The organism is Clavibacter nebraskensis NCPPB 2581 (assembly GCF_000355695.1).
GTDB classification, from domain to species: Bacteria; Actinomycetota; Actinomycetes; order Actinomycetales; family Microbacteriaceae; genus Clavibacter; species Clavibacter nebraskensis.
Map to the genome: position 1 here is coordinate 2,011,208 of NC_020891.1, position 17,141 is coordinate 2,028,348.

At 72.3% G+C, this 17,141-nt stretch carries 17 protein-coding genes and 1 pseudogene; 12 read left to right on the forward strand and 6 right to left on the reverse strand.

The features are described from left to right. Positions 1 to 30: 30 nt before the first annotated feature. Positions 31 to 867: an alpha/beta fold hydrolase gene (locus tag CMN_RS09470; protein WP_015490592.1), complete on the forward strand. Its 837-nt coding sequence runs from the start codon at positions 31 to 33 to the stop codon at positions 865 to 867. Positions 868 to 907: 40 nt separating this feature from the next. Here the strand turns inward: CMN_RS09470 and CMN_RS09475 are convergent, their stop codons facing one another. After that, positions 908 to 1,255 carry a LysR family transcriptional regulator gene (locus CMN_RS09475; protein WP_015490593.1) on the reverse strand — a complete coding sequence of 116 codons (348 nt, stop codon included), beginning with the start codon at positions 1,253 to 1,255 and terminating at the stop codon, positions 908 to 910. Positions 1,256 to 1,371: 116 nt separating this feature from the next. Between CMN_RS09475 and CMN_RS09480 the strand changes: the two genes are divergently transcribed. The 8 genes and pseudogenes from CMN_RS09480 (at position 1,372) to CMN_RS14975 (ending at position 8,612) form a co-directional block, all read left to right on the forward strand. Continuing rightward, positions 1,372 to 1,992 (forward strand): (deoxy)nucleoside triphosphate pyrophosphohydrolase, encoded by a 621-nt coding sequence (locus tag CMN_RS09480; protein WP_015490594.1) that lies wholly within the window; start codon positions 1,372 to 1,374, stop codon positions 1,990 to 1,992. A 161-nt stretch (positions 1,993 to 2,153) separates the two neighbouring features. After that, positions 2,154 to 2,552: pseudogene (locus tag CMN_RS15600) on the forward strand (poly(ethylene terephthalate) hydrolase family protein); the annotation flags it as partial. 118 nt (positions 2,553 to 2,670) lie between these two features. Beyond that, complete coding sequence (locus tag CMN_RS15320; RefSeq protein ID WP_227077670.1) at positions 2,671 to 2,961, forward strand: poly(ethylene terephthalate) hydrolase family protein; 291 nt, start codon at positions 2,671 to 2,673, stop codon at positions 2,959 to 2,961. A gap of 200 nt (positions 2,962 to 3,161) precedes the next feature. Continuing rightward, the gene (locus tag CMN_RS09490) at positions 3,162 to 4,049 is read left to right on the forward strand and encodes a dienelactone hydrolase family protein (RefSeq protein WP_015490595.1); all 888 of its coding nucleotides are present in this window, start codon (positions 3,162 to 3,164) and stop codon (positions 4,047 to 4,049) included. Positions 4,050 to 4,294: 245 nt separating this feature from the next. Then, positions 4,295 to 5,722, forward strand: a complete 1,428-nt coding sequence (locus CMN_RS09495; protein ID WP_227077671.1) for a threonine/serine exporter family protein — start codon at positions 4,295 to 4,297, stop codon at positions 5,720 to 5,722. A 97-nt stretch (positions 5,723 to 5,819) separates the two neighbouring features. Beyond that, positions 5,820 to 7,049, forward strand: coding sequence for an amidohydrolase (locus CMN_RS09500; RefSeq protein ID WP_015490597.1), 1,230 nt, complete (start codon positions 5,820 to 5,822; stop codon positions 7,047 to 7,049). A gap of 35 nt (positions 7,050 to 7,084) precedes the next feature. Continuing rightward, complete coding sequence (locus CMN_RS09505) at positions 7,085 to 7,324, forward strand: PLDc N-terminal domain-containing protein (protein WP_015490598.1); 240 nt, start codon at positions 7,085 to 7,087, stop codon at positions 7,322 to 7,324. 178 nt (positions 7,325 to 7,502) lie between these two features. After that, complete coding sequence (locus CMN_RS14975; protein ID WP_155119030.1) at positions 7,503 to 8,612, forward strand: hypothetical protein; 1,110 nt, start codon at positions 7,503 to 7,505, stop codon at positions 8,610 to 8,612. A gap of 71 nt (positions 8,613 to 8,683) precedes the next feature. Here the strand turns inward: CMN_RS14975 and CMN_RS09510 are convergent, their stop codons facing one another. Continuing rightward, on the reverse strand, positions 8,684 to 9,157 hold the full coding sequence (locus CMN_RS09510) for a DoxX family protein (RefSeq protein ID WP_015490600.1): 474 nt from the start codon (positions 9,155 to 9,157) through the stop codon (positions 8,684 to 8,686). 99 nt (positions 9,158 to 9,256) lie between these two features. Here CMN_RS09510 and CMN_RS09515 point away from each other — a divergent pair, with 99 nt between their 5' ends. Beyond that, the gene (locus CMN_RS09515; protein WP_015490601.1) at positions 9,257 to 9,805 is read left to right on the forward strand and encodes a DinB family protein; all 549 of its coding nucleotides are present in this window, start codon (positions 9,257 to 9,259) and stop codon (positions 9,803 to 9,805) included. 6 nt (positions 9,806 to 9,811) lie between these two features. Here CMN_RS09515 and CMN_RS09520 read toward each other — a convergent pair whose 3' ends face one another. The 4 genes from CMN_RS09520 to CMN_RS09535 form a co-directional block, all read right to left on the reverse strand. Beyond that, positions 9,812 to 10,951 (reverse strand): hypothetical protein, encoded by a 1,140-nt coding sequence (locus CMN_RS09520; RefSeq protein WP_015490602.1) that lies wholly within the window; start codon positions 10,949 to 10,951, stop codon positions 9,812 to 9,814. Beyond that, positions 10,948 to 12,111, reverse strand: a complete 1,164-nt coding sequence (locus CMN_RS09525) for a hypothetical protein (RefSeq protein WP_015490603.1) — start codon at positions 12,109 to 12,111, stop codon at positions 10,948 to 10,950. The genes CMN_RS09520 and CMN_RS09525 overlap by 4 nt, the downstream gene beginning before the upstream one ends. Positions 12,112 to 12,244: 133 nt before the next feature. Beyond that, positions 12,245 to 13,483 (reverse strand): acyl-CoA dehydrogenase family protein, encoded by a 1,239-nt coding sequence (locus CMN_RS09530; protein ID WP_015490604.1) that lies wholly within the window; start codon positions 13,481 to 13,483, stop codon positions 12,245 to 12,247. After that, positions 13,480 to 14,850: an LLM class flavin-dependent oxidoreductase gene (locus CMN_RS09535; protein ID WP_015490605.1), complete on the reverse strand. Its 1,371-nt coding sequence runs from the start codon at positions 14,848 to 14,850 to the stop codon at positions 13,480 to 13,482. The genes CMN_RS09530 and CMN_RS09535 overlap by 4 nt, the downstream gene beginning before the upstream one ends. Before the next feature lie 210 nt (positions 14,851 to 15,060). Between CMN_RS09535 and CMN_RS09540 the strand changes: the two genes are divergently transcribed. Beyond that, complete coding sequence (locus CMN_RS09540) at positions 15,061 to 16,500, forward strand: MFS transporter (protein ID WP_015490606.1); 1,440 nt, start codon at positions 15,061 to 15,063, stop codon at positions 16,498 to 16,500. A gap of 95 nt (positions 16,501 to 16,595) precedes the next feature. Continuing rightward, entirely contained in the window at positions 16,596 to 17,084 is a 489-nt protein-coding gene (locus CMN_RS09545) for a GNAT family N-acetyltransferase (protein WP_015490607.1), read from the forward strand. Positions 17,085 to 17,141: the final 57 nt, after the last annotated feature.

A 17,141-nucleotide genomic window follows, 5' to 3' on the forward strand; every position in this document is an offset into this window, starting at 1 on the left:
CGAACTCATCACTGAGGGAAGGACGACCGCATGACCGAGATCACCGCCCACCACGGGCTCCTGAAGGACACGAACCTGCACGTCGACGACACCGGGGGCACGGGACGCCCCGTGGTCCTCATCCACGGCTGGCCGCTGTCCGGCGAGTCCTGGAGCAAGCAGGTGCCCGCGTTCGAGGCCGCCGGCTACCGCGTCATCACCTACGACCGCCGCGGCTTCGGACGCAGCGACAAGCCGCTCACCGGCTACGACTACGACACCTTCGCGTCCGACCTCGACGCGGTGCTCACCGCGCTCGACCTCGTCGACGTCACGCTCGTCGGCTTCTCGATGGGCGGCGGCGAGATCGCCCGCTACATCGGCACCCGCGGCGAGGCGCGCCTGCACAGCGTCGTCTTCGCCTCCGCGGTGCCGCCGTACCTGGAGAAGACCGACGACAACCCGGACGGCCCACTCACGAAGGACGCGGCCGCCGAGATGACGGCCGGCCTCACGAAGGACGAGGACTCCTTCTACGACGAGTTCACGACCGGCTTCTACTCCGCGAACGGCGTGCTCAAGGTCACCGAGACCGAGCGCCAGGAGGCCATCGCGCTCGCGCACCAGTCGAAGAAGCACGCGGCGCTCGCGTCGATGGCCGCGTTCGCGACCACGGACTTCCGCGACGACCTCACCAAGGTCACCGTGCCGACGCTCGTCATCCACGGCGACAGCGACGCGACCGTGCCGTTCGAGGGATCCGGCGCGCGCACGCACGAGGCCATCGCCGGTTCCGAGCTGCACGTCGTGGAGGACGCCCCGCACGGCGTCACGGTCAGCCACCCCGAGGAGTGGAACCAGGCCGTGCTGGAGTTCCTCAAGAAGTAGGACGCACCACCCGTCGCCGGGGCGCTGGTCCGATCTTCGGTCAGCGCCCCTGCGTGCGCTTGTACGGCTTCGGCTGGCCCTTGACCACGGGCGCGCGGCCCTGGCCCTTGGAGGCCTTGGCCTTCCCGCCGGCCGGCGGCTTCGGCGCCTCGGGCGGGGTGGACGGCTTCGCCAGCTCCTCGAGGGCCTCCTCGTACGCGAGGCGGCCGGTCTTCGTCAGGCGCGTCTCGGTGCTCTGCGGGTCGAACACGGCACGGCCGTAGTGCTCCTCGATCGCGCGGATGGAGGAGGCGAGCTTCGCGCGCGAGATGCCGAGCTGACCCGCCGCCTTCGGCAGGTGCAGCACCTCGGCCGCGACCACGAAGTGGCGCTGGTGGCTGATCTTCACGGGTGGTGCCTCTCGTCGCGGCGGATGCCGGATGTCCCACGGTACAGGCCGGGTCGGGCGCGCCCGGGCGCACCGGTAGCGTCGAGGCGGCGGACGGCGTCGACGGGAGGCACGGCATGGCGGGACTCGAGGTCGTGGCGGCGGTGCTGATCCGCGACGGGCGCGCGCTCGCGTGCCGACGCACGGCGCACACGCCGGGCGCGGGCACGTGGGAGTTCCCGGGCGGCAAAGTCGAGCGGGGCGAGACCCCGCAGGCGGCGCTCGCGCGGGAGATCCGCGAGGAGCTCGGAGTCGACGTGACCGTCGGCGCGCTCGTCGACCGCTCCGAGGTGCCCGTGGGCGATCGCGTCATCGACCTCGCGTGCTACCTCGTGGATCCGACGGGGCCGCCGCCGACCGCCAGCACCGACCACGACGAGCTGCGCTGGGTGCCCATCGCCGACCTCGGCGACCTCGACTGGTCGGCGCCGGACCTGCCCGCGGTGCGGCGCCTGGTGCGCGGGGCCCGGCACCCGGACGCGGACTGGGTCGTCGACGTGGGCGCGCGGCCGCGCGTCACCGGTCCCGAGCACTACCGGCACGCGGCGCTGCTCGCGGAGGCGTCGGAGGGCCTGGCCGCGTCCGTCGCCGCCCTCGGGGACGCGGTGCGCGCCGCCCACGCGGCAGGACTCGACGAGCCCCGCATCGCGGTCGCCGCCCGTCTGTCGCTCGCGCACGTGCGGGACCTCCTCCGCTGACCCCGCGGGCGCGTGACCTCACCGGCGCGGGGACTGCTCCGCGCCGGCCGGGATCGGGCGCGCCCCCGCGCGGGGGCTGGGGCGGCGGGGTCCGAGGGAGCGGCGACCTCCGTAGCGTCCACTCCCGTCCGACGGCCGTCGCCGCGGACGTCCCCGACCCGATCCGAGAGACGCCTCATGCCCGCAACACCCCCGCGTTCCGCCGCCGCTCCGCGGCCGTCGCCGCCCTCGCCCTCGTCGCCGCCCTCGCCGTCCCCACGGCCGCCCAGGCGGCGGCGCGCGTCCACCACCCGGCGCGTCCTGCCGCTCCCGCGCACCACGCGCCGTTCACCGTCACCCCGACCGTCGTCCCCGTGCAGGCCGACCCGGGCTTCGGCGGCGGCACGATCTTCGCTCCGCGCGACACCGGGCGGAAGGTCCTCGGATCGGTCGTCGTCACCCCCGGGTTCCACGGCAGGAGGTCGGACATGGCCGCCTACGGCACCGAGCTCGCCGCGCACGGCTTCGTCGTCCTTACCATCGACACGCTCGACCGCGCCGACCGCCCCGACCGGCGCGCCACGGAGATGCTCGCCGCCGCGGACTACCTCACCGCGAGGAGCCCCGTCAAGAACGAGGTCTCCCCGCCCGCCCGCGGGCGACCCGAAGGCGGTCCACCCCGCGTACCCGGAGCTGACGGTGCCGACGCTCATCATCACCGGGCAGGAGGACACGACCGCGATCCCGGCGAAGTTCGGCGAGCCCGCCTACGACTCGATCCCGGCCGGTACCCCGAAGCAGTACCTCGAGCTCAGGGGGCTCGGCCACGCGGCGGGGATGGGGAAGCCGGTCGCCACCATCCGCACCGCGCTCACCGCGTTCCTGAAGCGCTACCTCGACGGCGATAGCGCCTCCACGAAGGACATCTGCCCGGCCCCCAGGGTCGGCGGCCCCATCAGCGCGTCGACCAGCTCCTGCCCCACGGGCTGATCCCGCCAGCCCGTCCCCGACGCGATCCGGACGCCGCAGGTACGGCTGCGCATCCGACGGTCTCGGCGGGCGGATCATCCCCAGGCAGAGCGCCTGGGGATGACCGGAGGGCGGACAGGGTCGCGTGCCCCTAACGTCCTGCCGCACCCAGTCCGCGGCGATCGCCGCGGGCTCCCGCTCATTCGAACAGGAAGACGCCCATGCCCTTCATGCCCTCCTCGCTCCGCCGCCCCGCCGCGGTCGCCGCGCTCGCACTCGTCGCGACCCTCGCGGCCCCCGCCGCGGCCCAGGCCCACGCCCCCGCCCACCAGCCGGTCGTCGCGCACCACCACGCGCCCTTCGCGGTGCGCACCACGGTCGTCCCGAAGACGGCCGTGAAGGCCTTCGGCGGCGGCGTCATCTACACGCCGCAGGACACCGGCAAGCCCGTCCTCGGCGCCGTCGTCATCACGCCCGGCTTCACGAACACCAACGCCGACGAGAAGGAGCTCGGTGAGCTCGTCGCCTCGCAGGGCTTCGTCGCGTTCGTCATCGACACCCTCGACCCGGCCGACCTGCCCGACCAGCGCGCCACCGAGATCCTCGCCGCGGCGGACTACCTCACCGGCCAGAGTGCGGTGAGGTCCGAGGTCTCCGCGAAGGACGTCGGCCTCATCGGCTACTCGTTCGGCGGCGGCGGCACGATGCAGGCGGCGCAGTCGCGCCCGTCCATCAAGGCGGCCATCGGGCTCATGCCGTTCGACTTCCCGCCCGCGAGCGACCCGAACGCGCAGTACCCCGCGTACCCCGCCATGAAGACCCCCACGCTGGTCATCACGGGACAGAAGGACGACGTCGCCGAGCCGGCGTACTTCGGCAAGCCCGCGTACGACTCCATCCCGGCGGGCACGCCGAAGCAGTACCTGGAGCTGAAGGGCCTCGACCACTACGCGGGCGAGCACGCGCCGGTCGCCGCGATCCGCAACGCGGTCACGGCGTTCCTCAAGCGCTACCTCGACGGCAACAGCGCCTACGCGAAGTTCATCTGCCCGGCCCCGAAGGTCGGCGGACCCATCAGCGTGTCGCTGAGCTCCTGCCCGAAGGGCTGATCCCGTCCGCACCGCCTGCGCGGCGTCCGACCCGGGTCGGGCGCCGCGCGCGCGTGTCGCCCGGCACGCCGCCTAGGGTGGGGACGAACCACCATCCGCCCCCGCTCGACGCGGGCCGGCCACCGAACGGAGCGCTGATCGCGCTGAGCACCACCCCGCCGCCCGGCGACCCGCGGCGCCCCCGCCGGGATCCCGGAGCCGCGCGTCCGCCGCGCCAGCGCCGCCGCCGCGTCAACCCGCAGGAGATGCGCGACGTCCGCGCCCGCCTCCGCGGCACCATCTACGAGGGCACCGAGCCCGCGCACGGTCGCCTCGGCGACCTCTACTCCCCGCGCCAGATCGTCGACTTCTGCCTCGACCTCGGCGAGGTGATGCTCGCCTCCGGCGCCGACGTGCGCGCGGTCGAGATAGCCATCGTCGCCGTCAGCACGAAGTGGAACCTCGCGCCGCTGGAGCTCGACATCACGGGCACGGCCATCACCATCCAGTACGCGCCACTCGAGGGCCCGCCGCTCGTGAAGCTGCGCGTCGTCACCGCGGAGGGCAGCGACCTCCACCGGCTGTCGCTCGTCTACCAGATCGTCGACGAGCTCCTCCACGACGACCGCGACATGACGAGTGCCGTCGAGGGCCTCGTCGAGGTGCTGAAGTCGCCGCCGCGCTGGCCGTCGTGGATCACCGACGCGGCCATGGGCCTGTTCGGCGTCTCCGTCTCGCTGCAGGCGGGCGGCTCCCTGCCGGGGGCCGTCGGGGCGTTCCTGCTGATGATCGGCGCCATGGTGCTCGGCCGGCAGCTCTCCCGCCGCGGCATCCCCCCGTTCTTCGTGGTCGCCGTGCAGTCCGCGATCGTGGCGGCCGTGGGCACGCTCGCGATCTGGTCCGGTGTCATGCCCGCGGGGAGCGCCGCGGCGATGGTCGCGGCCGTGGTGGTGCTGATCCTCCCCCACGTCACCATCGTCACCTGGGCCCAGGACGCGATCTCCGGCTTCCGGGCCATGGCACTGTCGCGGGCCATGATCATCGTGCTCATCGTCGCGGGTATCGCCGTCGGCATCCCGGGCGGCCTCGCGCTCACCGCCGGCGTCGACATCGAGGTGGACCCCACCGACATCACGCTGCGGGCGCTCCCCCTCTGGATGCTGCTCATCACCACGTTCTTCGCGGCCGGCGCCACCGGGATCACGCAGGGCGCCAACGCGCGCGTGATGCCCGTCGCGATCGGCATGGCGATCGTGGGCACGGTCTCGCTCTGGATCCTCAAGGCGGCCGGCGTCCCGCTGCTCGCGGCGACGTTCCTGGTGGCGACGCTGCTCGGCGCGCTGGGCACGGTGGTCGCGGCGCGCGTCCGGGTCTCGGCCACGGCGATCGCGGTGCCGGCCTTCTGCGGATCCCTCCTGCCCTCGCTCGCGGTCGCCTCGGCGCTCCTCAACTCGATGGCCGGCACGTCCGGCGCGACGGGCGCGTTCGTGGGGGCGATGGCGACGACCCTGGCGATCGGCGCGGGCCTCGTGCTCGGCAGCCTGCTCGCGACGCCGCAGGCCCGTCGCCACCTCCGGCGTCGGGCGAAGCGCGTGGTCGTGCAGTCGGTGCGGCTCGACACGACGCCGATCGGGATCATCCGCGACCCCGCAATGCTCGAGCCGCCGGTCGGCGGCAGCCCGGACCGCGCCTGACCGCACCCGTGACGGGGTGGCCGAGGGGCGGGAATAGCCCGGATCCACCTGTCCCCCCGAGGGACGCCACCCACCCGCGAGGAGGATCCCCAGGGACGTGCACCCCGGAGCCAGCCTGCTGGACGACGACGTGCGGGACGCGCACGAGCTGTTCCGCTCGCTGCACGCGCACCCGGAGCTCTCGATGCAGGAGCACGCGACCGCGGCCGCGATCGAGGCGTACCTGGAGGCGATCGGCGCGGAGACGTTCCGATCGGGCGGCACCGGCGTCGTCGGGATCGTCCGCAACGGCGACGGCCCCGTGGTCGCGTTCCGCGCCGACACCGACGGCCTCCCCATCCTCGAGGAGACGGGCCTCGCGCACGCCAGCCGCGACACGGGCATCGACCGGTCGGGCAAGGAGGTGCCCACGATGCACGGCTGCGGCCACGACTTCCACGTCGCCGCCGCGCTCACCACCGCTCAGGCGCTCGCCGCGAACCGCGACGCGTGGGCCGTCACGGTCGTCTTCGTGTTCCAGCCCGGCGAGGAGACGGGCGAGGGCGCCCGCGCCATGCTCGCCGACGGCCTCTGGGACCGCGCGCCGCGCCCCGAGGTGATCCTCGGCCAGCACGTCTTCCCGCTCCCCGTCGGCGTGGTCGCCACGCGCGAGGGCGCGTTCATGAGCATGAGCGACGCGTGGAAGGTCACCGTGAAGGGCCGCGGCGCGCACGGCTCGCAGCCGCAGAACTCCATCGACCCGATCGTCGCCGCCAGCGCCATCGTGCTGCGCCTGCAGACGGTGGTCGCGCGCGAGCTGGATCCGCAGGCCGCCGCGGTCGTCACCGTCGGCACGTTCCAGGCGGGCACGAAGGAGAACATCATCCCCGAGCACGCGGTGCTGGGCCTCAGCATCCGCACGTTCGACCCGGCCGTGCGCGAGCGCGTGCTGGCGTCCGTGCGGCGGATCATCCTGGCCGAGGCCGCCGCGAGCGGGGCGCCGGAGCCCGAGATCGAGGAGATCGTCTCGTTCCCGCTGAACCGCAACGACCCCGAGGCGACGCGCGGCGTGGTGGCGGCGCTCACCGCGCAGCTCGGGTCGGACAAGGTCGTCGAGTCGCCGCCCATCATGGGCAGCGAGGACTTCGGGATCCTGGGCGAGGCCATCGGCGTGCCCACCGTCTACTGGGCGTTCGGCGGCGTGGAGCCCGAGGCGTTCGGCGGCGAGACCCCGCCTCCCGGGAACCACACGCCTCAGTTCGCGCCCACCATGGAGGGCACCATCGAGACGGGCGTGAAGGCCGCGACGGCCGCCCTGCTCTCGCGCGTCGGTGTGGCGCGGGCGTAGGTTCGAGCGACGCGCACTCGACAGGAGGCACCACCATGTCCGATGCACTCATCGCCGGGGCCGTCGCCGCCCCGATCGCCATCGTGTATGTCACGCTCGTCGTGGCGGCGGTGCTGCAGATCGTCCGCGACCGCGCGCTCGGCGGTCTCGCGCGCGACCTCTGGGTCGTGGCCGTCGTGGTCTTCCCCGTCCTCGGCGCCCTCGCCTGGTTCGGCGCCGGGCACCGCACGACCGCCGCCCAGCGCGCCGTCGACCGCGTCCGGCTAAGCCTGTAGGCACTACCTCTTGGTGTCCGCCCGAGAAAGTAAGCGACGTTGCCGCGAAATTGGCCGCCGCGCGCACCTCCCATTGACCTGACGAGCCCCTAGGATTTGCAGGGGAGGCACAATGTTGTCACAGGACCGATTCACAGCTAGCGCCGCATGGAAGCATGCGTCAGAAGCCCGACGACTCATGAACGAGTCAAAGATGCCTCCGGAGAAAGAGAACCGAGATGCCTTGGCTCATGTCGGAGGCGTGCTAGAGCTTCTAGAATCACGTCGCGGACAAAGCGACCCCAGAGAAATTTCTCCTAACATGTTGGCCGCCCTAACGAGCGCCGCTTCCATATTGCCGCATCACATTGAACTTGCAAACAACGGGTCCATCGGATGGGTTGACGTAGTAAGCACAGCGGATCAGATCATTGATGCGCTTGCTTCTTGGCTGCCACTCAAGATTGCTCATTATTTATCTGGTATGAGCAGCGCGACTCAGTCGTTGCTCGACAAGACAACCGACGCCATGAGGAGCGTCGATGAAACCGCCGACAAAATTCGCGATAATATGCTCACTTTGGAGCAGCGTCAAGAGGAGCTCGATTCAGCGGTTAGAGCAGAGAGGCAGCGGATAAGTGAGGCTGTAGCGACATTCACTAATCAGGCAGGCGAGACCTTATCCGCAATCAAGACCGACCAGGAAGAACAGTTCAGCTCACAGCTAAGCAGCTTGAAGTCACATCAGGACTCAGCCACTGAGGCCGCTCAAGATTCAGTCGCTGCTATCAATCGGCTTGAAGCAGAGGCCAGGAACGTTGTACATGCAACGACCTCACATATAGTGGCCACCGACTATGGAAGGTACGCCCGCAACAAAACCTGGGCTGCCTGGATTTGCGACATAGGAGCCGCACTAGTCGGAGCCACAGGGCTCGGCGTGTTGGTTTTCCATCTTTTAAGTTTGCGACCTGAAGCAGATGCAAATTTAGGACTGAGCCTGACACGAGTCGCAGTATCGCTCGGCACCCTGGGAGTAGCTACCCTTCTCGGCCGCCGTGGTCAGCAGCACCACTTAGAGGCAAGAGCAGCGAAGCGAACAGATTTGGCATTAAGACAAGTGCTGCCGTTCACTGCTAACCTTGATGAGGCCGAACGCCGCGAAATCATACGCGAGTTCACAAATCGGGTATTTATCAAGGGTGATATAGATCTTCCGAAAACACCCGGTGGCGCGAGCCCCATTCGCCAGTCCATTATCACCAGACGTGCAGCAAAAGAGGAAGTCGCGGGTTCAGGCGCCGACTAGTGCATGTGCGCGGCGCGCAAATCTGACTACGCAGTTTCGATGCCTAACCTACGGAATCCGCTCGACCCCGATCAGCGGCGGGCGCGCCTGTTCCGCCAGGCCGACCACGCGCCCGTCGCCCACAGCGCCCAGAGCACGAGGAGCGGCTGGAAGACGAGGCGGATCGCCCGCGCGGCGTCGGTCTCGAGGCCGAACGCGGGCGTGCGGGTGACGAGCTGCGAGATGTTGCCGGGGAAGATCGCGACGAAGAACGCCGCGACCACGAGGCCGACCCACACGCGCCAGCGGCCGAGGAGCACGAGCGACAGGCCGAGCACGATCTCCACGACGCCCGACGCCAGCACCACGAAGTCGGGATCCATCGGCAGCCACGTGGGCACCTGCGCCTGGAACGACTCCCGCGCGACCGTGAGGTGCAGGGTGCCGGCCATGATCAGCACGAGGCCGAGGAGGATCCGCCCGATCGTCCGCGGGATCGAGCGGCGTCCGCCGTCCGGGGCGATGCGGCGGTCGGCGGTCGGGCGGGTCGCGGGGCTCGAGGTCATGCGTCCAGTCTGACGCGGGCCGGATGCGCGGCCTCTCCACGCGGATCCCCGTGGTACCGCCTCTTCCCCGGGTGCCGGAACCGGTCCTAGGCTCCCGCCATGACCGACCTCCCCGACATCGCGACCGGCCCGGACACCGACGTCCTCGGCCCCGACGACCGCCCCCGCCCTCCCCGCGCCGACGAGCGCGCCTGCCTCACCGGCTTCCTGGCGCTCAACCGCGCCACCGTGATCCGCAAGGCGCGCGGCCTCTCCGACGCCGACGCCGCGCGTCGCGTCCTCCCCAGCCTCACCTCCGTCGCGGGCGCGCTCCGGCACCTCGCCGACGTCGAGCGCTCCTGGACCGTCGAGCTGATGGAGGCCGGCGACTACGACCGGCGCTTCGGCGGCGAGGACGACCCGGACGGCGAGTGGCGCGTCCATCCCACCGACTCCCTCGCCGAGATCGTCGCCGACTACGAGCACGCCTGCGCGGAGAGCGACGCCGTGATCGCCCGGCACGATCTCGACGACATCGCCGCCGCCGGACCGCCCGACGAGATGCCGTCGCTGCGCTGGATCCTCGTGCACCTCATCGAGGAGACCGCGCGGCACGCGGGCCACGTCGACGTGGTGCGGGAGCTGGTCGACGGCGTCACGGGCGAGTGATGCCCATCACGGGGACACGAGCACGGCGATCCACCCCACGACGAGCAGCAGCAGCGGCAGGCCGACCGCGATCACGCCGCCGAGCGTGGGCGTCATGCGGAGTCGGCGCACGGGCCGCTGGCGGGACGCGCGGCCCGCATCCGGCAGGCCCATCGCCGCGAGCGCCGCGTCGAGGGCCGACGGATCTGCGGGCCGCTCGATCGGGTCCGCCCGCCAGCGCTCCCACCGGTCGACCTTCGCGACGAGCGCCGTCGTGGCCTCGATCACGTCGCGCCAGCGCTCGGGGTCGCGCGTCACGACGTCGTCGTACGACGTGAGCAGCAGCCGGTCGCCGACGACCTCGACGTCGAGGCCCCGGACGCGGTCGATGAGCACCGCGAGGACGTCGGGCGTGAAGAGGTAGAGGGCGTCACGCTCGCTGCCGGCCGGGCAGTAGAGCGCGAAGTGCCGGTCGAAGTCGCCCTCGAGCGAGAGCCGCTGCTCCCGCTCCGGGCGCGACATCATCGTCAGGGCGCGCCGGACGAGGCCGCGCCGCGCGACCACGCGGATGTGCGGCATCTCCTGCGCGAGCCGGACCATCGCGTACCCGCCGAAGCGCGGCGCGCCCTCGCGCCGACGGGCGGTGACGATCTCGTGGTTGCCGAACTCGACGCCGGACGCCGCGGCGGGCCGCATCACGCGCGTGAGGTCGAAGTAGCGGCGCGCGGATCCGAAGTGCCCGTCCGACATCGGACCCGGCAGGTAGGTCATGCCGTTCGCCTCCGCGAAGCGCAGCAGCCGGTAGTGGGCGCGGTAGCCGCCGCGGCGCTCGCGCGAGCGGATCACCCAGCTGCCGAAGACGACCAGCATGATGACGGGCACCGCGGCGATCAGGGCCTGCCACGACGCCTCGCCGGCGGCGTCGGCGTCGGGCGCGCCCTCCTGCAGCGTCTCCGCCATGATCGACGCCAGCAGGACGACCATCAGGGCGCTCACCCCGGCGAGGGTCGTCATGAGGAGGGTGCGCGCCTTCACGCCGCTCCCCTCCGCCTCCGGGTGCGCGCGCCGGAACCGGCGGCGGAACGCGCGGAGGTCGCGACGGCGGATCCGGTCGGTGAGCGGATCCGTGTCGAGCCGCGCCCGGGTGAGCGCCGTGGCGCGGCTCACGGCAGGGTCGTGATCAGGAAGCCCAGCCCGAGGAACACCGCGCCCACCAGGAGGAGCAGGAGCAGGCCGAGAGTCGGCCGCATGCGGAGCCGGCGTCCGGCCGTCGCGACGCCGCGCCGCCGGCGACCCCGGCGCCGGGCCTTCCCGGGCTCCGGCACGGCCAGCGCCTCGTCGGACGCCGTGAGCACGGAACGCTCCTCGCCCTCGAGCGACCGCAGCCGGTCGTCGCGCCAGCGCTCCCAGCGGTCGACCTTCGCCATGAGGGCGGCGGTCGCGTCGATCACGTCGCGCCAGCGATCGGGATCCAGCGTCACCATGTCCGCGGGCGAGCGCACGAGCAGGCGGTCGCCGCGGATCTCCACGTCGAAGCCACGCACGCGGTCGACGAGCACCGCCATCACGTCCGGGGTGAAGAGGTAGAGGGCGTCGCGCTCGTACCCTTGCGGGCAGTAGAGCGCCGCGTGCCGGTCGAAGTCGCCCTCGAGCTCGAGCCGCTGGGAGCGCGCGACGTCGATGGTCGGCGTCAGCTCGCGGCGGAGGCGCGTGCGGTTCGAGATCACCTGGATGTGCGGCAGCTCGCGGCGGAGGCCGATCATCGCGTAGCCGCCGTACTGGGTGATGCCCTGGAAGCTCGAGCCCCGGTTCAGCTCGTGGTTGCCGAACTCGACGGGGCGCGCGGTGCGCGGCCGCATGATCCGCGTGAGATACATGCCGCGCGCCGCCACCTCGCCCATGTGCCCGTCGGAGAGCGGGCCGGGCGTGTAGCTCATCCCGTTCACGCGGGCGAACCGGGCCAGGCGGTAGTGGTTGCGGAGGGTGCTGCGACGGCGGCGCGTGCGGATCAGGTACCAGACGAAGAAGACGCCCGCGCCCAACATGGGCATCGCGAACACGGCCATGCCGAGGGAGTCGCCGCGCGTCTCCGCGTCGTCGGTGATGAGGGCGGAGACGCCGCCGCCCAGGAGCAGCAGGCCGCCGATCGGGAGGGCGAACGCGGCCGCGATGCCCATGCCGATCCGGCCGAGGAGGAACAGCGGCGAAAGGAGCACCGGGAACCGCGCGCTGAACTCGCGGCGGAACCGGCGGAGGTCGTCGCGGTCGATGCGGCCCCGGAGGGGCGTCGTGTCCAGCCGGGGTCGGCTGGGCGCGTGCGTCGTCATGGATCCCCTCGTCCCGCGGCGTCGTGGCCGCCCCTCCACCGTACCGAGGGCCGGGGCGGCTGCCGGGCGGCTGGGCGCCCCCAGCTCGGGCGGCATGGCGTCCCGGCGGCAGGGCGTCGCGGGTCGGGGCGGATCAGCGCGGGAACGGCGTCGCGCCCACCTTCTCGTAGGCGGCCCACGCCTCGACCGGGCCGCGGCCCGCGACGGCGAACTCGCCGATCGCCCGGGCCTTGTAGATGGCTGGGTTGTGGCTCGCGACGACGCGGGCGTTCCGCCAATGCCGGTCGAGCGCGCGCTCGCGGAAGGTGGCGGACGCTCCCCCGACCTCGAAGAGCAGCGTCGCGGCGGCGGGCACCTGCTCGACCGCGTGCACCTGCGCCTGGTAGACCGCGTTCTCGGCGGCGTCGAGCGTCGGGCGGTCGAGGGCCTCACCTGCCGAGGCGGTCGCCACGGCGTCGTCGAGGCGTGCCGCGGCCGCGAGGGTCGTGGCGCGCACGGCGAAGGCGGCCGTGGAGATCCGACCGACGACGTCGAGCACCTGCGGGTCGTCCTGAGGCAGGGCGGCGTTCGCGTGGATGTAGGTGCGCGTGCGGGTCCGGACGTAGCCGACCGCGTCGCGCTCGACCTCGGCGGCGATCCCCGCCAGCACCGCCACGAGGTAGAGCTGGTAGAAGGCCTGGATGTGGCTCAGCGGCGCCTCTCGGTAGGCGGTGACGGTCGCCGGATCCACCTCCACGGCATCGAAGGTCGTGGTGCCGCTCGCGGTGAGGGTCTGGCCGAACGCGTCCCAGTCGTCGACCGCGGTGACGCCCGGCGCGTCGGTGGGGACCGCGAGGGTCACGCGCTCGACGCCGTCGGCGGCCTCGCGACCCGCGGCGAGGTAGATCCAGTCGGAGTAGAGCGTGCCGGTGGAGTAGTACTTGGTGCCGTCGAGGATCCAGCGGCCGTCGCGCTCGGTGAGCGTCGTCGAGATGTCAGCGAGGGTGTTGCCGGTCTGCTCGCTAGTGGCGTTGCCGACGATCGCGCCGGACGCGATGCGGCGGATCCACTCCTCGCGCGCGGGCCCGGGCGGCCGGCGGAGCACCAGCTCCACGTAGCCGAAGTGGCCGCGCAGCAGGTGCCCGACGTTGGCGTCGGCGGCCGACAGCTCGACCACGAACTCGACGAGCTGGGCCAGCGATGCGCCGCGCCCGCCGTCGGCGACGGGCAGGCGGATCGCCCCGAACCGCGCCTCGCGGAGGAGCGCGACGGCGTCGAAGGCCAGCTCCCGGTCGCGCTCGCGGGCGACGGCGCCGTCGCGGATCCGGTCGAACAGCGGCAGGAACTCGGCTCGAAGGTCGGCGGTCGACGTGCCCGTCGTGGCCCCCGTCACGAGAACGCACCCCGGTACGCCGCCGCCGGATGCGACTCCGGCAGCCGGTCGCGGCCGGTCAGCTTGTGCCGCAGCGTCCCCGGCTCGTACTCCCTCTGCTGCAGGCCGCGCTCCTGGAGAACGGGCGTGACGTGGCCGACGAAGTCCTCGTAGCTGCCGGGCAGGGTCCAGTTGATGACGTTGATCCCGTCGACGCCCGCGTCCTGCCAGCCCGCGAGCACGTCGGCGATCTGCTCGGGCGTGCCGACGACGCGGCCGCGGAGCTTCGCGGAGAGGCGGGCGAGGTCGGCGATGGTCGGCTCGCGGTCGGGCGACGCCTCGCGCAGCCAGTTGAGGTGGCTCTGCCCGGCCTGCGTCTCGACCTGGCTGAGCGGGGTGGCCGGATCCAGCTGCTCGCCCGTCTTCGGGTCGAAGCCGAGGTTGGAGTGCAGGAGGAAGCCGTCGGCGCTCAGGTACTCGTCGATCTCGGCCTCGTTGCGCTTCGCCTCCTCCTCCGTGCTGCCCGTGATGAAGGAGAGCCCGAGCCAGAAGGAGAGGTCGTCCGCCCGGCGGCCGGCGTCCACGGCGAGCGCCCGGGTGTCCTCGATGAGGGCGCGGGTCTTCTCCGGCGTGGACGACAGGATGAACTGCGCCTCCGCGTTCAGGGCGGCGAAGCGGCGGCCGACGGGCGAGGATCCGGCCTGGAAGAGCACGGGCGTGCGCTGCGGCGACGGCGACGACAGATGCGGCCCGGCCACCTTGTAGCGCGGACCCTCGTGGTCGATGCGGTGGATCCGCGACGCGTCCGAGAACACCCCGCGCTCCTTGTCGCGCTGCAGCGCGTCGTCGTCCCACGAGCCCTCCCACAGCTTGTAGACGACGTCGAGGTACTCGTCGGCCCAGGCGTAGCGGACGTCGTGGTCCTCGAGGCCGTCGTGCCCGAAGTTGCGGGCGGCGCCGTCGAGCGCGCTCGTGACGACGTTCCAGGCGATGCGCCCCTTGGTGACGTGGTCGAGCGTCGACACCTTGCGGGCGAAGTCGAAGGGGTGCGCCTGCAGCACGGAGCTCGTGAACGCGAAGCCGAGGTGCTCGGTGCTCACGGCGAGCGCGGAGATCAGCACGGACGGGTCGTTGCTCGGGAACTGCAGGCCCTCGCGCGCGTTGACGTCGTAGGCGCCGTCGCCCGGACCGTAGAGGCCGACGACGTCGGCGAAGAACATGGCGTCGAAGCGGCCGCGCTCGAGCGTCTTCGCGAGGTCCACCCACAGCTGGACGTCGTCGAACTCGTGCTGCCGCGCGGACGGGTGCCGCCACAGGCCGTGCTGGATGTGGCTGGCGGTGTTCATCACGAAGGCGGCGAAGCGGAGCGGGGGCCGGGCGTCGGGCATGGGGATCCTCTCGTCGGACCTCCACCCTCCCACTCGCTCCCCCACGCGCCGGAATCCGGGGCGGCCCGTGTGACGCGGGCTTACCGGCCCGCGTTACGCGGCGTGACCGCGGCCCTTCCTCGCGAGGGGATCACGGGGCACGGTGGGCGGCACCCGGGCGGATCCCCGCTCGGCCTTCCCCTGCACCGCAGCCGCACCGCTGGAGACTCCATGACCACCGCACGGCCCGCCGTATCCACCGCGCCACCCGCATCGCCCGCCGCGCCGGAGGCCCCCGCCGGCGTCTCCCGCCGTCGCCGCCGCGTGCTCACGGCGTCGTTCATCGGCACCACCGTCGAGTACTACGACTTCTACCTCTACGCCACGGCGTCGGCGCTCGTGTTCGGCAGCCAGTTCTTCCCGAACCAGACGCCCGGGGTCGGCCTGCTCTCGTCGTTCGCGGCGTACGGGGTGGGCTTCCTCGCGCGGCCCATCGGCGGGATCGTCGCCGGGCACCTGGGCGACCGGATCGGCCGCAAGCGCATGCTCGTCTACTCGCTCGTGCTCATGGGCATCGCGTCGACGCTCATCGGCGTCCTGCCGACCTACGCGACCATCGGCCTCGCGAGCGTCGTCGGCCTCGTGCTGCTGCGGCTCGTGCAGGGGATCGCGGCGGGCGCCGAGTGGGGCGGATCCGCGCTGCTCTCCGTCGAGCACGCCCCCGCCCACCGGCGCGGCCTCTTCGGCGCCTTCACGCAGATGGGCTCCGCGGGCGGCATGCTCCTCGCCACCGGCGTCTTCGCGGCGACGCGCTTCGGGCTCGGCGAGGAGGTGTTCCTCGCATGGGGCTGGCGCCTCCCGTTCCTGCTCAGCGCGGTGCTCGTGGCGGTCGGCCTCGTGATCCGCCTCCGCGTGGAGGACGCCGCCGAATTCCGCGACATCAAGGAGGCCGGGAAGGTCGAGCGCTTCCCGCTCGGCGTCGTGCTGCGGAAGCACCCGCGCGCCGTGCTCATCACCGCGGGCCTCCGCCTCGTGCAGCCCGCGCTCTACTCGATCCTCACCGTCTTCACGCTCTCCTACCTCGCCCAGAAGCGCGGCGACTCGGGCAGCGCCCTCACGGCGGTGCTCATCGTCTCCGCGCTGAGCGTGCTCACGACTCCGCTCTGGGGCTGGATCTCCGACCGCGTCGGCCGCCGCCGCCTCACCATCGCGAGCGCCGCCGGCATCGGGATCCTCATCTGGCCGTTCTTCGCGTTCCTCGACTCCGGCCCGCTGCTGCTCCTGCCGCTGGTCTTCGCGCTCGGCATGAACGTCTTCCACGACTCGATCTACGGACCGCAGGCCGCGTGGTTCGCCGAGCAGTTCCCGACGGGCGTCCGCTACAGCGGCGTCAGCCTCGGCTACCAGGTCGGCAGCATCTTCTCCGTCGGCCTCACGCCGCTGCTCGCGGTGCTGTTCCTGCAGTGGGGCGGCGGATCCCCGTGGATCCTCTGCGCCTACATCGGCCTGTACGCGGTGCTCACGATCGCGGCGGCGCTCGCCGCGAAGGACCCGGCGCGGGACGCGGTCGTGGAGCGGCGGGCGGCCTCGTCCGCTGCCCCGACGGATGACGATGCGCTCGGATCCGTCGCGGTCGGATTCCGCGAGCGGGAGCGCGCCACGGCACCGTAGGCGCGAGGATCCGAGGAGGCGGGGCGTCCCGCTCTGTTCCCTCCTCGTCGGTCCGGCGCTCGCCCGTCGATCTCCGTCGCCCCTATCGTGTGGAGATGAACCCGCCGACCGTCCGCCCCGCCGTGCCCGACGACGCAGACGGGATCGCCGAGGTCCACATCCGCACCTGGCAGGAGACGTACGCGCACCTGCTGCCGGCGTCGTACCTCGACGGGCTGGACGTCGCGGCGAGGGCCGAGCAGTGGCGCGGCTCGCTGGGCGACCCCTTCGGGGTTCCGGTCTTCGTCGCCCTCGACGGCGACCGCATCGTCGGCTTCGCGCTCGCGGGACCCGCGCGCGACGAGGATCCGCTCCGCCCCTTCCAGCTCTACGCGATCAACGTGGTCGCCTCCGCCCACGGCTCGGGCGCGGGCCAGGCCCTGTTCGACGCGGCCGTCGGCGACTCCCCTGCCTACCTCTGGGCGGCCGACGACAACCCGCGCGCAGCGGCGTTCTACCGCCGGAACGGGTTCGCGCGCGACGGTGGGGTGGAGCGGCGGATGTACCTGGGGGCGGAGATGGTCACGGTGCGGATGGTGCGGTGAGGGGGCGGGCGGCGCATCAGCACGCAGTCCGGCACGACCGCTTCATCTCTGCTACCA

What these genes read in the sequence shown, in the direction of transcription:
- CMN_RS09470 (WP_015490592.1), top strand. Translation starts at nt 31, where the DNA reads ATGACCGAGATCACCGCCCACCACGGGCTCCTGAAGGACACGAACCTG.
- CMN_RS09480 (WP_015490594.1), top strand. Translation starts at nt 1,372, where the DNA reads ATGGCGGGACTCGAGGTCGTGGCGGCGGTGCTGATCCGCGACGGGCGC.
- CMN_RS09490 (WP_015490595.1), top strand. Translation starts at nt 3,162, where the DNA reads ATGCCCTTCATGCCCTCCTCGCTCCGCCGCCCCGCCGCGGTCGCCGCG.
- CMN_RS09495 (WP_227077671.1), top strand. Translation starts at nt 4,295, where the DNA reads ATGCGCGACGTCCGCGCCCGCCTCCGCGGCACCATCTACGAGGGCACC.
- CMN_RS09505 (WP_015490598.1), top strand. Translation starts at nt 7,085, where the DNA reads ATGTCCGATGCACTCATCGCCGGGGCCGTCGCCGCCCCGATCGCCATC.
- CMN_RS14975 (WP_155119030.1), top strand. Translation starts at nt 7,503, where the DNA reads ATGAACGAGTCAAAGATGCCTCCGGAGAAAGAGAACCGAGATGCCTTG.
- CMN_RS09510 (WP_015490600.1), bottom strand. Translation starts at nt 9,157, where the DNA reads ATGACCTCGAGCCCCGCGACCCGCCCGACCGCCGACCGCCGCATCGCC.
- CMN_RS09515 (WP_015490601.1), top strand. Translation starts at nt 9,257, where the DNA reads ATGACCGACCTCCCCGACATCGCGACCGGCCCGGACACCGACGTCCTC.
- CMN_RS09525 (WP_015490603.1), bottom strand. Translation starts at nt 12,111, where the DNA reads ATGACGACGCACGCGCCCAGCCGACCCCGGCTGGACACGACGCCCCTC.
- CMN_RS09535 (WP_015490605.1), bottom strand. Translation starts at nt 14,850, where the DNA reads ATGCCCGACGCCCGGCCCCCGCTCCGCTTCGCCGCCTTCGTGATGAAC.
- CMN_RS09540 (WP_015490606.1), top strand. Translation starts at nt 15,061, where the DNA reads ATGACCACCGCACGGCCCGCCGTATCCACCGCGCCACCCGCATCGCCC.
- CMN_RS09545 (WP_015490607.1), top strand. Translation starts at nt 16,596, where the DNA reads ATGAACCCGCCGACCGTCCGCCCCGCCGTGCCCGACGACGCAGACGGG.